Consider the following 17359-nt stretch of genomic DNA (forward strand, 5'->3'; position numbering starts at 1 on the left):
ATCGTTCTTTAGATACGTATATGTATTTAAAAGATCACGAAGATGATGGATCCTAAACTAGTTGCACTATACAAAAAATATTTCCTGGGGGAGTTGACTCCGCAGGAAAACACCATATTTTTAGATTTACTGACTTCTTGCGATAAAGATGATTTACCCGATTTGGAGGAGGTAATTGCATTGGATGCTCGTACCTGTGATTTGGATAATTCTATCTCGGATGATATTTTTTATTCGATCACGGGAGCTGAATTAAATCCTAAAATTCAATCAATTTGGAGCCGCAAAAGGGCGGTACTTGCGATCGCAGCAACATTGTTACTTGCAGGTTTTGTTTTTCTTTTTTCTCTTGTATTTAAACCGATACAGCGGGAAGCTAAGTTTACTGCGATTCAATATTCGAACCCAACAAAATTTGTCAAGCGTATTATTTTGTTGGACGGCACGCATATCTCCCTGCGTCAGGGAGCTAATATTTCAGTACTATCCGATTTCGCTGTTGACAGCTTACGAAAGGTGAAATTGTCAGGAGAGGCATTTTTTGAAGTCTCCAAAAATCCCAATAAGGCATTTGTTATTGTCAATTCAGGCGATTTTGATGTGCGGGTTTTGGGTACCGCATTCAATTTGAAATGTTCTCCTCTACAGACACATCTAGTTTTAAATCATGGTAAAGTTAAGGTTAACCATGGTGAACAACATGCTGTTCTTCTTCCTGGGCAGCAAGTAGCTTATGATGTACATCATAAGCAATTTAATGTCACTGCTGTTGATACCATAACAGCATCCAATTGGAAAAGTGACTTTTTATCATTCAATCAAGTTCCACTTTTGCAAATTGTGAATGACCTGAACAATCTTTATCCGGATTATAACTTAGAATTGATCGATTCCTTTCAAACAAAAAGTTTTACTGGCTATCTGCCCGCAAGTGATCTAGAAAAATCATTGAAAATTCTCAATACAGCGTTTAATCAAATAATTATCCACAAAAAGTAATTTATGAAAAGAACCAATTACTATCTAAAACTTATGGGCGGAGCATTGCTATTTCAGTCTCTGGCGCTTCAAAGTATGGCTTCCCAATTTTCTGCCAGTGAAGGCATAGGAAAGATTCTTGCCCGAATGGAACAGAAATTCAACGTCAAATTTGGTTACGATGCCTCCATCTCCGATCAAAAAATCAATGCGACGGCGAATGTCGATCACCTCAAAAAAGATCAGATTGTCCAGTTTATACAGACGATCTCAGATGGAAATCTCGAGGTGAAGAAAATTGATGATAAACTGTATGTCGTTTCCAAGAAAAATATAGCGGTTTCAAGGAACGAAAATGGGCGGACAATAAATGCCCAAAAGGAGGTGCGTGGCAAGGTTGTAGATCAGGAGACGGGTTTGCCTATTGCTGGAGTTACTGTACGGATCAAGGGGTCGAACCTAGCTTCGACAACCGACCAAAATGGTTTGTTCAAGTTGTCGCCTGCGACCGAAAGTGCCGTGCTTCAAATTTCCTATCTGGGGTATGAAACGGTAGATATTCCAGTTGCACAGGCAGGTACAGTAAAATTGGTTAAGTCCTCGGAAGCACTGGAAGAAGTTGTGGTAACAGCGTTGGGGATCAAGCGTGAGCAAAGGGCTTTGGGATATGCAACGCAAAGTGTAAAAGGAGAGGATCTAACACGTGTAAAAGGGGTCGATGTTGGAACTACCTTAACCGGACGTGTTTCGGGCGTACGGGTGTTAAATAGCACGGAATTTAATAAAACACCCGAAATACAAGTACGCGGACTGACGCCAATTCTAGTAATCGACGGTGTGGCGTACGAAAATATGGATTTGAGAGATGTTCCTGTGGATAATATACAAGATATGAATATCTTGAAGGGAGCAACTGCTACAGCACTTTATGGTAGTAAAGGAGAAGGTGGAGCAATTATGATTACCACGAAAAAAGGACTAGCTGACAAAGGAACCGAAATAACGGTTAATACCAATAATATGTTCTTTTCAGGTTACCTTGCTCTTCCCGAGGTTCAACATAGTTATTCTTCTGGCGAATCTGGGAAGTTTAACAACGATGATTATGTTTGGGGGGATAAACTGGATATAGGCCGTACCGCGGAGCAGTGGAATCCGATTACAAAAGCCTATGAAGTACAGCAATTGACTTCCCGTGGGAAAAATAATTTTAAAAATTTCCTAGAACCGGGGTTTATTTCCAATAACACGGTAAGCTTTACAAACCAAGGGGAACATGGTAGTATACGGACGTCAATTAATCATATTTACAACAAGGGACAGTATCCGAATCAGAAGCTGAATCTGACCAATATTTCGGTGACCGGGACTACTAAAATAAATGATAAATTAGATTTGGAGGCTAGATTGGGGTATAATCGGAGTTCTTCCTCAACCAATTTTGGATCAGGTTATAATGATCAGGGATATATTTATAACATCCTTGTCTGGACCGGTCCGGAATACGATCTGAGAGATTACAAGGATTATTGGCTTGTTAAAGACCAGTCGCAAAATTGGATGTATAAAGGTTGGTATGATAATCCATATTTGATTGCCCATGAGAAAATCACGCCAGAATTGATCAATAAGGTAAATGCTGCGGTGACCTTGAATTACAAAATAAATGACTGGGCAAAATTTATGTTGCGTTCGGGCTATGATTATTATGGTAAAAACAGAACGCAACGCAATCCAATTGGTATTTATGGAACTCGTGGAGGATTTAGTGATTTTAGGAACGACCTGTCTGTTTTTGGCGGATTTGATAGCAAGGGGAAATATGTCAAGGCGAATGATAATGGCTTTAGCACAACGAATGACGCAATCTTAACTGGTAAGAAGAGTTTTGGCGATTTTGGTCTAGACGGCTTGTTGGGAGGGTCTATTTTCTATAGCTCGGATCAGACACTGGTTACGGGTACAATGAACGGACTTTCGATTCCCGGATTTTACTCCTTGCGTAATTCGATCGGTCCAGTGAGTTCCGTAGAAATCCGCCCGCGTCAAATGCGTAATGGTATTTATGGGCGGTTGTCACTTTCATGGCGAAATGCGCTTTTTCTGGAAGCAACCGGACGAAATGATTGGGTTTCAACATTGACAAAAGAAAATCGCTCTTATTTTTATCCATCATTATCTGCAAGCGCGGTGGTGACAGATTTATTGGCTTCAAAACCAATGTGGCTAGATATGTTTAAGGTGCGGGCATCCTGGGCAGTAACTAAATCTGTCTTGGACCCTTATGAAGTTCATTCGGCTTTTACAGTGAAAGGCAATGTCTGGAATGGTATGCCCACGGCATCTTACCCCAATATTATCAAAGACTATTCAATTTCTCCGACCCAACGTGATTTAACAGAATTTGGGTTTGATTTTGCTATGTTGAAAAATCGGATTTACGGTAATTATACGCGTTATTATCGATTGTTGCATAATCAGATTGTTAAAGCAAAGATCTCAAAAACAACAGGTTTTGAAGAGCGTCTGATTAATACAAAAGAAGAGGAAATGACCAAGGGGCATGAAATTACCTTGGGAACAACCGCGATCAAAAGAGTGAACTTTCAATGGGATGCTACCATAAATCTTTCTCAGAACTTACGTTATTTTCACAAATTAGACCCAGAATATTCGAAAGATGCTTTGTTTGTAAAACAGGGACTTCGTGCTGACTATATTGAATATAAAGATTGGGAGCGCGCACCTGATGGACAGTTAGTTTTGAATAGTTCGGGAATGCCGATCTCGGCGCAATATGCGAATCAGCTGGTCGGTTATACCGCTCCAAAATGGTTTTGGGGATTTTCGAATCAATTCCGCTATAAGGATTTTACTTTCGGCTTTAGTCTCGACGGCCGCATAAAAGGAATGTCTTATTCAACAATGAATGCCCGTTTATGGCAGACCGGCTCGCATCCGGATTCTGATACCAAATTCCGTTATGAGGAAGTTGTTAATGGTAATAAGACGTTTATCGCTCCGGGTGTGAAAATTGTTTCGGGTACCGTGAAATATGATAAATATGGTCAGATCACTGAAGATACGCGTGTGTTTGAAAAAAATGATCAGGTTGTATCGTATGAAGGATACTATAAAAGGGCTTATTCTGGTCGTTGGAACTACTGGGATGAAACATTCATTAAGTTACGGGAACTTTCTTTAAGCTATCGTGTATCGGATAAATTTGCTTCTAAATTGAAGGCAAAAAAGGCGAGTGTTGGTTTAACTGGGCAGAATCTGCTGCTGTGGACAAAAGAATTTCGTTTCTCGGATCCCGATACCGGATCGGAAGACTTGAATTCGCCATCGATGCGTTATATCGGATTTAACGTGAACCTTACCTTTTAACCTTTTAAACACTTGTGAAAATGAAAAAAATATGGACATATCTAGCGCTGGGAGGGGTATTGCTTACAACAGGCTGTTCTAAATTTGATGAAATAAATACAAATCCTGAAACGCCTTCAACGGTACGACCATCGATGTTGGCGACACGAATTGTTTTAAATTTGGCGCGTCAGTCGAATACCAAAGGCTTCATGCAGCCATACATGCTTACTAAGGAGATTGCATGGACTGAGTTGACGGAAAGTTATCAATATAATAGTTTAGGTGAGCGGGATATCTCGATGATGGCAATTAATGACGCACATTTTATGGCGAAATTTGCAACCAGTGATGCATTAGCAAACTCCTATAATGGCTTAATGTATTTTGCCCGTGCCATGAAATTCTATGACGCAACGATGAGTGTTGGAGATATTCCCTACAAAGATGCCTTAAAAGGTGAAACGGAAAAGATCTATTTCCCCAAATACGATACACAGAAAGAGGTATTTCTTGGGATCTTAAATGAATTGGAGCTAGCTGACAAATTATTTGCTGAAGGTGTAAAGTTTGACGGGGATCCCATTTTCTCCGGTGATATTATAAAATGGCGAAAATTAGTGAATAGTTTTGCTTTGAATGTATTGATTCAATTAAGCAAAAAGGACGCTGATGGGGAGCTGAATGTCAAAGAGCGTTTTAAATCCATCTTCATAAATAAGCCGATTTTTGAAGGGAATGCGGATAATTTTCAAGTAACGCACGAAGACAAGGCTGATCAGACCTATCCATTCTATAAGGTGAGTAATAGTTTTGTAATCTATCCTATTGTGTCGACGGAGATCATAGACCGGTTAAAACAATATCAGGATAGAAGGTTGTTTTACTATGCGAATCCTTCTGCCTTACAAATCGCTAATGGGAAACAGTCTAATGATTTTAATGCGTATGTGGGGACAGATCCTTCCCTCTCTTTCAGTGAGATTGCTGAACTGAAAAAGAAGAATGATTATTCCAAATTAAATGATCGTTATACCGAGTTGGTGAGTGGTGAACCTACACAACAATATAGTTATGCCCATTTATGTTTTGTTGTTGCAGAGGCTGCTGCACGAGGCTGGGTTGCGGAATCTCCTGTCAATTGGTATAAGAAAGGCATTGCTGCTTCAATGAAATTTATTTCGGATAATACACCTAATACAGCTCAATTTACACATAATATGCCTTTAGATGAGGGCTATATTAATCTAGCAGTGACAACTTATGGAAACCAATTTCCCGTTTCTCCTGAAGGGCAACTGGAGGCGATTATAACACAGAAATATTTAGCAAGTTATTTGCAGGGAGTGATGACACCATATTACGATTATAGACGAACAGGTTATCCAAAATGGAAAATTAATCCGGCATCGAGTTTGAACTCCGTAGCGCCACAAAAGATACCTGTACGCTGGCGTTACCCGGCTCTGGAGTATAACTACAATGCGTCAAACCTGGACGAGGCGATGAAACGTCAGTATGATGGTAATGATGAAATCAATCAACTGATGTGGATCTTAAAATAGGTAATACTTTGATCTGTTGATTTTTTATCGTGAAGACTATCCCCGCGCACCATATCAATCGTGTGCGGGGATTTTTGTTAAAAACGTTACATAAAAAGCGATGGCGAATGAATATATTCGCTGATAAACCATCGAATTTATAGGAGATATAATAAATAATTTTATGGATAGTAGAAGAGATTTTATCAAGAAAGCTTCATTGCTGGCTGGGGTTTTTGGTTTACAAAGTGCTGTACCGGATGCGATACAACGCGCTTTAGCGATTGAACCAGTTGCGGGGAGTTCTTTTTTAGATGCCGAGCATATTGTTTTGTTAATGCAGGAGAATCGCTCCTTTGACCATAGTTTTGGTACACTGAGAGGGGTTCGGGGATTTAATGATCCAAGAGCCATCGAGTTGCCTAGTGGAAATCCGGTATGGTTGCAGGCTTCCAGATCGGGAAAAACATATTCTCCATTTCGATTGGATATTAAGAATTCGAATGCAGCCTGGACAGGAAATCTTCCCCACTCATGGGAAAATCAAATGGCAGCTCGCAACGGGGGTAAACACGATAATTGGATCGAAGCCAAACGTCCCAGTGGAAAGGTGCTGAGTGATATTCCATTGACTATGGGGTACTATACACGTGAAGATATCCCTTTCTATTATGCGATGGCTGATGCGTTTACGATCTGTGATCAACATTTTTGTTCTTCGATTACGGGCACAACTACCAATCGACATTTTTTTTGGACGGGGACTTGTGTGCCTGAAAAAGGCGCCAAACCATTGATTCGTAATTCAGATATTTATTTTAACCGCTGGGCCCATTGGAAAACTTTTCCTGAACGTCTGGAGGAAGCAGGTATTTCTTGGAAAGTATACCAGAATGAAGTTAGTATGGAAAGTGGCCTTCATGGCGATGAATGGTTAGGTAACTTTACAGACAATAACTTGGAGTGGTTTTCACAATACCATATTGAATTCAAGAAAAGCCACCTGGAATTTATGCGTAAGCGTGTTATCGAACTGCCTGTGGAGATTCAGGAACTTGAAAAATCCTTGGTAAATCATGGAGCCGAAAGTGTACAGAAGACCCAAAATAAACTTAAGCAAAAACAGGAACAGCTCAGCAGTTATAAAACGCGGCTAGAGCGATTGACTGAACAGGCTTTTGAACGACTTCCCAAAGAGCAAAAAGCATTGCATGAACGTGCTTTTCAGACCAATGAAGACGATGCGTTCTATCGTGAGACAGCTTCTGTCCTACATGATGGTGAAGAGATTACTGTTCCAAAAGGGGATGTACTCCATCAATTCCGGAAAGATGTCAAGTTGGGCAAACTGCCTGCTGTATCTTGGCTTGTAGCGCCGCAGTGTTTTTCAGACCATCCGAGTGCTCCGATGTATGGAGCATGGTATGTGTCCGAAATCCTGAATATTCTGACGGAAAACCCTGATGTGTGGAAGAAGACGATCTTTATATTGAACTACGATGAGAATGATGGTTACTTCGATCATATTCCACCGTTTGTAGCACCTAATCCGGCAGATGCACGGTCAGGAAAGACCTCCGCCGGATTGGATTATAGTGGTGAATATGTAAGTTTGGAGCAGGAACTTGCCAGCGGTGAGAAAAAGGAACACGCTACAGAGGGGCCGGTTGGTCTGGGCTATCGGGTGCCGTTGATCATTGCATCTCCATGGAGCAAAGGTGGCTGGGTTAATTCGGAGGTGTGCGACATCACTTCGACCATTCAATTTATGGAGTATTTCTTCGACAAGAAGCTTGGTAAGGATGTGAAAGAACACAACATCAGTTCGTGGCGCCGTGCCATTACGGGAGATCTGACTTCGGTATTTCGGAAAGCAGAAGGGGGTGTTCATGTGGATTTGCCGTTCTTGAACCGTAACCAACAGATTTATGCGATTGATCAAGCCAAATCTAAACCTTTGCCTAATAATTTCCATGTATGGAGCCAAGATGAGATGCAAGCTTTGCGATCTGCCGGAAAGGCCGCACAGTTGGCGAGACAAGAAAAAGGTCAAAAAAACTCCAATGCGCTGGCCTATGAGTTATATGCAAGTGAAACTATTGATAAGGACAGCGTAAAGCTGACGATGTCCGCTGGGAATAAGCTATTCGGAACGAAATCCCTAAGCAGTCCTTTTAATGTGTATAGTGGACCGAGCTATAAAGATGGTGTCAGTTTCTGGCCTTTTGCGGTGATTGCAGGTGAAGAATTGAGTTTTGACTGGAATCGAGCTGACTTTAAAGATGGATATTATGATTTAACCGTATACGGGCCGAATGGATTTATGCGTAGCTTTAAAGGGGATAGGGAATCTTTGTCCGTGGTCGCAACTTATGAGATCGGGAAAAAAGGTGTTCCCACGGGAAACCTGATCTTGGAAGCGAGCAATAAAGGAGACAAAGTGCTTCATGTGCAGGTGAAAGATAATGCCTACAGTTCCTGGAGGAAAGATATTGTATTGGGTGCCGGTAAAACCAACAAGTGGGTTGTAGACTCTCAGAAGATTAGCGGTTGGTATGATGTTACTTTACAGATTGTGGGAAGTAGATTTGTTCGCCAATTTGCCGGTCGTGTGGAGACAGGAAATCACTCGAAGACTGATCCACAATTGGGATAATAATCATATAAGCAAAGCTGAGAATAAGGGGGCTACTTGCTATATAAACAAAAAAAGATCCCGGTTTTATTGGAATCGGGATCTTTTTAATATACTATTCCTTGCACTCCCTTATAAAGCAAGCTGTATTTTCGCAGGGTAGATGCGATTGGGGTCTGCGAACAATGCGACACTTTCTACCAAAGCAGAAACGGTAGGTACAATCTTTTGCTGCCCTATATTTTTGTCATTATATATAATTGTGACTTTTTTGGATAGGTCGATAAGTTCATTATTGACAAAAATTGCGATTTTTCCTTTTTTCAAAGCTTGCTGCGCAGTCATATCTGGGTTTAATAATTTAGTTTTTATTGTAATGGTATTTGTCGCTTTATCCATGTCAATATCAAACCTGACACGGTCGTATTGGGGATTGTCTTTGAGGGATACCGGGGATTGTTCGATAGCGATATTGTAGAAACCTTTTCTATATCTTCCATCCATCGGAAACCAGATCCAATTGACGTATCGTGGATTTGGTTTACGTTTATATTGAACTAACCATGGTGATGTGAGTGTATAATCTATCCCATGTCCTCTCCCTTCCTGCAGGACAATATTGTGTACAAAATCTCCTGGGAATAGATGTTCCAAGCTGTCGAGCGCGTTTTTAGCGGAAAGGGTGAGTTTGTTCCTTCCAAATCCGGTATCGTTGGCACCCGTTTGAAATGAAAAGGCCAAATGTTTGAAATTTTCAGGCGGGGCATTTTTTAAGGGTTCTCCCCCGGCCATTGGCCCGGCTCCGGCGAAGTAATCGGCGTAAAAAGCTGCTAATCGCTGGCTTCCGTAGCCTCCTTCGGAAATCCCCATGACATACAGCGCATTCGGATCAATTTGCTGGTCAAGCATGGCAAGACGAAGTAGCTTTTCCCAAGCTAGCTGAACAGGCTTCAACCACCACCGATATCTTCGCTCATTGGGAATCTGTGGAATAAAATAACGTGATGGTGAATCGCGGTAACGCAGCGACCAAGCTAGCGTTGCTTTGAGTTCCATTTCTTTTGGGCCAGAACCATGGAGGTTGAGAAATAGTGGTAATTTTGTGTGACCTATCGAGCCTTTCTGGATGTAATAATAGGGTAAAGGATTTTCATTGACCAATTCCCATTGGTGTAGTTTATAGTCCTGTAGACCACGAACTGCTTGTGTTGGCAAAGGAAGTGTCTCGCGTCGACTGTTCACGGAATTCCATACAGCCCATATTTCCTGTTGTAGCGCTGTAATATCAGTAGCTTTTATTTTGGTGTTTATGGAGGTGGGGACTAGTGAATCTTCGGCGGCAACGTTTGCAAGGCGTGCGTCGAAATACGTTTCCATTTTCATAAGATCATTTTTGTGCAGCAGGGATTGCGCTTGGATCGATGGACCGATACCTATCAGGAAAATAACTTTAAATATTTTGCTGGTATAGTTTTTCATAAGTAGCTGTTTGATTTTTTATCGATTACCTTCATTGGAGCTTGGCATTTAAAGCCAAGGCTCCAGTAAAGGAAGTACTGCAGGAGCTATTCGCGGTAAGTTACCGAAGCAATTTTTCCAAATCCGTCAAAAGAAGAGGATAATGATGCAGTACCAGATAATGGTATTTGATAGAATTCCATTTTACCCGAAGTATTGGGGATTGTTTCGTCGTAACTGCACACCATTAGCTTTGCCGCATAATTTTTATAGCGGGCACTAGTTCTATTTTGTATAAAACGTTGGTATTTAATCAGGCTGATTTTTCTATTTCCAAGGTCAAGCAGCTGTTTGTGAACTTTGTTGAAAGGGTCGTATTGATAGACTTTACTTCCGACAGCGTATATCAGGTAGCCGTAGGTGGGGTCGATCGCATAAAAATCCGCCTGATCAATCTGATTGAGATTCTCCACTTCGTCATAACCCAATGGTGTAAATTTGGAACTTGAAGGTACAAAGCGATAGAGCATTAACTTTTGGGTCGTTGGGTTTTTGAGCAAAGCGTAGAACTGTTTGGTACTGGTCAATGCGCATTCAAGATACAATAAATCCTGTCCCATATTGGCTGGGTTGACGATAGTGGCATCTGTCGACGTTGGTATTACAGAGACTCTATTTGTTCCCATATGCAGCACAAAACGTCGACTATCTTTGTCGTAGTAAACAGTGTAAGCATCACGGTTTCCGTCATAACAAGCCAAAAAGGGAGCCATATTTATATTACTCCCCGAATTTAGCCTATTAATCGGCGGACCATATAAAATGGCTTGTTGTTTGTACTCGAACATTAAGATACCTTCACTATCCACAACGTAAGTTTGTGGCGTAGAGCTACTTCCCATGCCTACAATGCGGTTGGCGTGATACTTCGCTCCAGTAGAACGAAGTACTTCCGTTTTGAGATTGCGGTAATCGCTCCAGTTACGTGTATGGTTGTTGATACTATAGGTGGCAAGATCCGTGCTGATGTAGACGCGATTATTATCATTGTTGCTAAATATGTCTTTGTTGGGCGTATAATATACCTGAATTGGTTTCCCCTCCAATTTAAGATCACTGGTAGTAGATAAAAGATCAGTATAGCGATCAAATGGCAGTGTATCAGCTTTATAGTTGAGCATATCAAGCCGGCTTCCTCCATCGATTTCATTAAGAATTAGCCAGCCATTTCCCAGTTCGGATGTCATGGTAAGATTACAGGTATGTTGCCAACGTTCACCTGTGCTTTTGTCAACAAGACGATAATACAATACATAAGAACCTGTTGGCAGGGGTAAATTTATATTTAAATCTTTTGTTGTTGCCAAAGGGATCTTTTTATCTGCATTGACTGTCGCCTGCCAGTTGTAGGCAAACCACTCGAAGGTAAAGTTGGTGCTATCAATAGCTTTGCTAAACGAAGTAATAAATACGGGGCTAATGGTTAGGTTTTTCCCGGTAGCACCACTATATGCTTTTTCAATACCTCTGATACCAATGGTATCCAGACTTGTATAGTTGTAATTGCCTAGGTCTTTTCTACAGCTTGAAAGGACTACAATCCACAATGTAATGAGGAATAGGGGATAGCGTATGTTTTTCATTTTTCTAGTTTCATAGGTTTATTATTGTACATTTTTTCCCATTTTCATTGCTGTACCGTCGTCTTCTAAAATGGGTGTTCCTTTTGCTGTCATATCATTGAGATAAGCCTGGAGTCCATATCCCCAAGCAGGCAAGCTGTTACCAGGCATCACTTCCTTGGTAATCTCATTGATATCGAGGTTCAGCACACCGATTAATAGCTGGAATTTTTTTTGACTATAAGCACCAAGATAGTTGACAGTTAGATAGGCGTATTTATTTCGAGATTCATCCCAGAACCAAGGAGGACCAACGATATCGTCCGCAATAACAGAAAATCGATTGAAGTAACGTATTTGTTGTTGGTCTCCTGTCCCAATCATCTGCGATTCCATTTGCAGCGCAAAATTTTCATTGGCTCGTAAGGCTAGGTTTAAGATTCGCTTTTCTGTTTGTAGCGATTTAGATCGTTTGAGCCGAATTCGTATTGTATCCCGGAGCTGTTGTGCCTTAATCTGGAAAGTCGCATTTTCAATTTCATAGTCCTCTCCCTCTACCATCGTACTGCTAGACAGTATTTCTAAATTATACCTCCGATCGGTGGCTGCTTTTGCGCCTGTGGTTGTGACGGGGACCAGTAATAGTGTATCCTGAATAAGTTCAGAGATATAGCCATAAGAAAAGAAACTGCTGTCTATCGGACGATATACGTTGGAGACTCGTTCTCCCGGAAAATAAATGCTATTCTGAGATTGATAAAGATCGAGTGTGTCTTCTTTACAACCTGTTGCATAGATTAATGTTGCAATAAAAAGGTAAGCTAGTTTTTTCATCATGTTGGTTTATCTAGGTTCAGTTTCGACCAAAGGTAATGGAAAGGTGTACTGTGTGGTCGTTATTGTTTTCTGTGCATTGGACGTAGCGCTCAAGATAGAGGCTGTATTTGTACGTTTGTAATAATACCAAAGTTGGCCTTCTCCATAAAATTCACGACGGTATTCTTTCATGATATCAAGTGTAGCGTCTGCATATTCCGCTAATACCTGACAGTTGCGGTGTGTCCGAATTTCGTTGAGGTACGCTAGTGATTTGTTTGGGTCGGTTTCACATTCTGCGGCAATCAGAAAAATTTCACTTAGCCTAAGCCCTGCTATTGTATATCGGTAATTTGGGGCACTGGTGTTGCTGAGATCCTGATATTTAAGGAAGACATTGTATGATTTGCCGCCAGCTACCTGCCAGTTGAGACTGTATCGATAATCATTGGGCCAATTGTCAAAGATAGCATTCAAGAAAGATGGGCTTGTTCCGGCCGTTAGAATGGTATTGTCCGCTAGTGCGGGATTATAGAGGTTGTTGTATATGCCATACAAGTTACGGTTTTCAAAAGCAAAAAGAACTTCGGTGGAGTAAATACGATTTACTGTACTGGGATCGCTGATATCTGTACTTTGTACCCATGGAAATTTGCTTTTATTTTGAATAATAGTTTCGGCTGCCGCTAATGCCTCTGTTTTCTGGTCTGCATATAATAGTACACGTGCCTGTAGTCCTTTAACTGCATAGTAATTGAGGTGATAATTACGCGCCTGCAGGTATGGCTTTTTGCCATAGTCAATAGTACCTGTGGTCTGATCTACTTTTGTCATTGTAAGTGCAGGATCTGACGTTTGCAGTAATTGTTCTGCAAGTTGGAGATCGTCAAGGACATTGGAGATGACTTCCTTGGTGGTTGAGTATGGGGCCGATTCATAGCCTGTATGTTCGTAATAAGGAATTGTCGCGGCTTCTGGAGCTACTGTGTAAGCTGGGGCAAACATGCGGACAAGGTCAAAGTAAAGATAGGCCCGGAGCGCGTGCGCTTCGCCCGACATAATGGCTTTGGACTGCTCGTCCAACACCGAACCATAGGTTTCGATGTTTTCCAGAAATTTATTGATATTGGTAATGTTGACATAAAGATTTGTCCAGATTGCACTGATGCGGTTTTTTGGTCCTGCTTCATCGTAATTGAAATTTGTGAGAGCTTGTATTCCAAGGTCATGTGTAGAGGACATGTAATAATATTGTGCCAGGAGGTCAGGCACTTGTAGCGTTAGTTCGCTGCCATAGAGGTTGTCGGCGCCCAACTTGAGGTAGATGCCATTGAGTCCGTCAATGAATCCTTGAGGGGTCTGGAAGACTTCATCTTCGATAAACTTATCTTCGGGCTTTACATCTAGCCATTTGTTGCAGCCAGTTAATGCGTATGCACAAACGAAAAATGGGATGAGTATTTTTTTTAGCTGTTTCATTATTTCAGTGTTGCGTTTAAACTTAGGGATATTGATCTTGTGAAGGGATAGTCTATACCACGTTCGCGTTTGACGGTCGAGGTATAAAATATATCATTCATATAGGCTGAGAGCCGTAGATTGGAGAGTTTGGCCTTATCCAGCCAGTGTTTGCCTCTAAATTCGTAGCCGAGATTAATGGATTCACCACTAAATGTGTTTTCGTCTTGTACAAAACGGGAAGAAATAGGGGTTGAACCGGTAATGGCTATTGCTTTAAATTGTGCAATGTCGCCTGGATTTTTCCAACGTTCGTATAATGCCCGCTTATCCTGATTGTTTTCGACATTATTGATCGATATATTCTCTACTTTATTATACAGTGCGGAATTGAGATAGTCACTTTTCAGCTTATAGCGGATAATGACACTTGCTGTAAATCCTTTATAGCCCAAGGTACCGCGCAGGGTTCCTTCTGCCAAAGGCTGTGAACTTCCGACCACGACAATATCATTGGTGTTATAATTAAAGGTTTGCTGGCCATCTTTTGATAAGAAGACTTCTTGCCCAGTTGCTGGATCTATGCCCAGAGAACGTACAGCCCATAAATCGCGGGGGCTATAACCATCTTTGAAACGAACAAGAGACTGGCTGGTTTGCATTTCTTCGTTGAGAGCATTGAGCTTATCGTTAAAATTGTCATACCGTTGCTTTGTGATGGCTCCTGTGAGACCAAAGGTTAGCACGAATTGATCTTTCGGTCGATATATGGGCGAATAGTTGACGATTGTTTCTACTCCTTTGACGTCCAATGTACCCGCGTTAAAAGGATAGTTGGAAAGCCCTGTGGAGGCAGGTAATGTGACAGCGACGACGAGCGGATCTGTGTATTTGTCAAAAGCATTGAATTGTATGTTCAGTTTGTTTTTGAAAAATGTACCGTCCACACCGATGCTGGTCTGCCGTGTGCGTTGCCATTCGAGATCTGGTGCGCCTAAAGCGGAAAGGAAAATACCTTGACCAAAGCGGTTGACATTGCGATCGTAGTCAAATATGGACTGGCTGACATTGCCGAAGCTTTGATTGCCCGTAATCCCTATATTTCCGCGAATCCTTAAGTTATTGATCCATGTATTGTTTTTGAGGAACTTTTCTTTATGTGCATTCCAGCTCAAACCGATGGAGTAGTAGGGGGAATAGAGATTGTTGGACCCAAAACTTGTCGAACCGTCTATATTGTAATTAAAATCCGCATTGTAACGTTGGTCATAGGAGTAGTTGACGGAAGCGACAATGGAGTTTCGGCGTGCGATTCTGGTCGCTACGCTCGGCTTTGAACCAGTTTGATAACCAAAGGCGAAGGATGGATTTCCGTTACTCGCTGAAGGAAATCCCACGGCAATGTACCCATTGGATCGACTATTATTTTCATTGATTTCGCCACGTAAGTTAGCTGTTAGGCTATGCAGTTTTTGAAAAACCTTTGCATAGGTCAACATGGCATTGGCTGTATAGCTAAATGATTCAGCTCCGCGATAGGTAAGCTTCCCTTTGAGGTCATTGGTCACTTCATCAAATTGGGTATCCAATGGCGAGGCAAAGGTATTTGAATTGGTTGTGCTTTTGCTGATCTGTGCTCCGGCTGTTATACGTAAAGCGGGACTAATAGAATAGGTCAGCTGTAGGTTGTTGCTAATCGTATAATTTTTGGTCCTATTATAGCTGGACAATGAAGCGTTATAAAGCGGGTTGGCTATTGATAAAAAAGCACCCGGGCTATTGGATTCTGTACGGGCTAGATATTTTTCATCGGCTGATTTGAATTCATAATACGGATTTGTGTTTACCCAGAGAGAGAAGCTACCATAAGGTGATTCATTACCTGTATATCCTGAAGCAAAGGCTCTATTGGCAATATTTAGTTTCCCCGTCCGATAATTTAAATTAATATTGGCCCCCCAATCTTCCCTTCCAGAGCCGATCATGGCTCCTTTTGTTGTTCTGTAGTTGCCCCCAAGGTCGAAGACTACAGCTCCCTCACCTCCTCTGGCGCTTAATGAATGACGTTGTGAATAGGCTGTCTGAATAGGTTTGTCCAACCAGTATGTATCTACCCCTCGCAAGACATTTTGTAAACGGATATTATAGATATTGTCTAAGGCTATTTGTTGTTCAAAGTTATTTGAAATTGCTGTATATCTTCCAGACAAGCGTTCGAACTCCAATTTTTCTGCGGCGTTCATCATATTGTAGCTGCTTAAGTCAGGGAACTCAAGATTCAGATCTGAGGTATAACTTAACCGTACTTTTCCGGCAACAGGTTTAATGGTTTCAATGACGACGACACCGTTGGATGCTCTGGAACCGTATATCGCTGTTGAAGCAGCATCTTTTAGGATGGTGGCCGACTTGATAATATTCATATCAAGACTCATGATGGTTCGTAGATCGGATTCAAAGCCATCGAGAATAAATAAGGGCTGATTGGGGTCGGACGAAAATTCATCGCGAAGTGAGGATGTGGCAATACTGGTTTGTCCCCGCAGTTCGATTGTAGGAAGCGCATTGGGATTGGAACCTATACTGTTGTTTTCAATTTGGATAAAGGAAGGGTCAAGTGCGCGCAAGCTGGCCACTATATTTTGGTTGTTGACCATTTTGAGTTCTTCGCCAGTGAAGCTTGCTGTTGCCCCAGTGAAACTTTCCTTTTTGCGCTCCATCATACCGGTTACAATTACTTCGTCGACAACACGTTCAATACGTTTCAGTTTGATGAGCAGACCTGTAGATGTTTTTTTTGCCGTGAATTCACTGTCTTCAAAACCAAGCATAGAAACTAGTGCCTGCTGTCCATCCGCTGACAATGGAAGAGAGAAATTTCCATTGGACATGGATTGGACGGCTTTTCGTGAATCGCTTTTGAGCCGTATTGTAGCACCTATTACGGGAAGCCCAGTTTCATCTACGATACGCCCTGTAATTGTGATCTGATCAGTTCGGTTATTGTTATTACTGGATGTTGCTTTCTTCGGAATGGATTTAATAACAATGGTTTTGTTGACGATTTCATAATCTAGACCATTTGGCTCGAGAATAGCTTTTAACGCTTCTTTAAGGCTTGTGTCCTTGAGTATAATTTTATTGGTCCGAATCTTCTCCATATCGACGTCTTTATAGAAGAAGCTGTACCCCGATTGCTTTTCCAATTGCTGGAAGACCTGCCGGATACTGGCGTTTTGGGTATTGATGGAAATTTGTTGAGCGCTTAGTGAACCGTATACATGTAAAAGACCGGCAGTTAATAACGCTGGTAACAGGCGAAAATTTGTATTATTTCCCCCAAACGGCTTGTGTTTAATACTATGGTGGTCGCTTGTCTGCTGCTTGCTCCAATAGGCGGCAGTGAAAATTTGGGCTGTGGATAGGAGGGGTACCCAAGGTACCCGTGGTCTTGTTTTGTTAAATTCTTTCATGAAAGG

9 protein-coding genes are annotated in these 17359 nt (G+C 41.6%); 4 read left to right on the forward strand and 5 right to left on the reverse strand.

Going from position 1 to position 17359, the window contains the following annotated elements; genetic code table 11:
• Positions 1-42 precede the first annotated feature (42 nt).
• The 4 genes from ABTV71_RS01805 (at position 43) to ABTV71_RS01820 (ending at position 8547) form a co-directional block, all read left to right on the forward strand.
• Positions 43-999 carry a FecR family protein gene (locus ABTV71_RS01805; protein ID WP_121124189.1) on the forward strand — a complete coding sequence of 319 codons (957 nt, stop codon included), beginning with the start codon at positions 43-45 and terminating at the stop codon, positions 997-999.
• Positions 1000-1002: 3 nt separating this feature from the next.
• A complete protein-coding gene (locus tag ABTV71_RS01810; RefSeq protein ID WP_433902098.1) occupies positions 1003-4368 on the forward strand; it encodes a SusC/RagA family TonB-linked outer membrane protein in 3366 nt (1121 codons plus the stop codon).
• Positions 4369-4388: 20 nt separating this feature from the next.
• A complete protein-coding gene (locus ABTV71_RS01815; protein ID WP_433902099.1) occupies positions 4389-5912 on the forward strand; it encodes a SusD/RagB family nutrient-binding outer membrane lipoprotein in 1524 nt (507 codons plus the stop codon).
• Between the two features lie 163 nt (positions 5913-6075).
• On the forward strand, positions 6076-8547 hold the full coding sequence (locus ABTV71_RS01820) for a phosphocholine-specific phospholipase C (RefSeq protein ID WP_433902100.1): 2472 nt from the start codon (positions 6076-6078) through the stop codon (positions 8545-8547).
• Between the two features lie 111 nt (positions 8548-8658).
• On the opposite strand, the gene ABTV71_RS01825 is transcribed toward ABTV71_RS01820, so the two are convergent.
• From ABTV71_RS01825 to ABTV71_RS01845, 5 genes are all read right to left on the reverse strand, one after another.
• Positions 8659-10005 carry a hypothetical protein gene (locus ABTV71_RS01825; RefSeq protein WP_433902101.1) on the reverse strand — a complete coding sequence of 449 codons (1347 nt, stop codon included), beginning with the start codon at positions 10003-10005 and terminating at the stop codon, positions 8659-8661.
• Positions 10006-10091: 86 nt separating this feature from the next.
• Positions 10092-11627: a PKD-like family lipoprotein gene (locus ABTV71_RS01830; RefSeq protein WP_433902102.1), complete on the reverse strand. Its 1536-nt coding sequence runs from the start codon at positions 11625-11627 to the stop codon at positions 10092-10094.
• 21 nt (positions 11628-11648) lie between these two features.
• Positions 11649-12443, reverse strand: coding sequence for a DUF4843 domain-containing protein (locus ABTV71_RS01835; RefSeq protein WP_121124202.1), 795 nt, complete (start codon positions 12441-12443; stop codon positions 11649-11651).
• A gap of 6 nt (positions 12444-12449) precedes the next feature.
• A complete protein-coding gene (locus ABTV71_RS01840) occupies positions 12450-13901 on the reverse strand; it encodes a RagB/SusD family nutrient uptake outer membrane protein (RefSeq protein WP_433902103.1) in 1452 nt (483 codons plus the stop codon).
• Entirely contained in the window at positions 13901-17353 is a 3453-nt protein-coding gene (locus ABTV71_RS01845) for a SusC/RagA family TonB-linked outer membrane protein (protein WP_433902104.1), read from the reverse strand. The genes ABTV71_RS01840 and ABTV71_RS01845 overlap by 1 nt, the downstream gene beginning before the upstream one ends.
• Positions 17354-17359 lie beyond the last annotated feature (6 nt).

Origin of the sequence: Sphingobacterium puteale (genome assembly GCF_050986225.1) — a bacterium.
GTDB classification, from domain to species: Bacteria; Bacteroidota; Bacteroidia; order Sphingobacteriales; family Sphingobacteriaceae; genus Sphingobacterium; species Sphingobacterium puteale.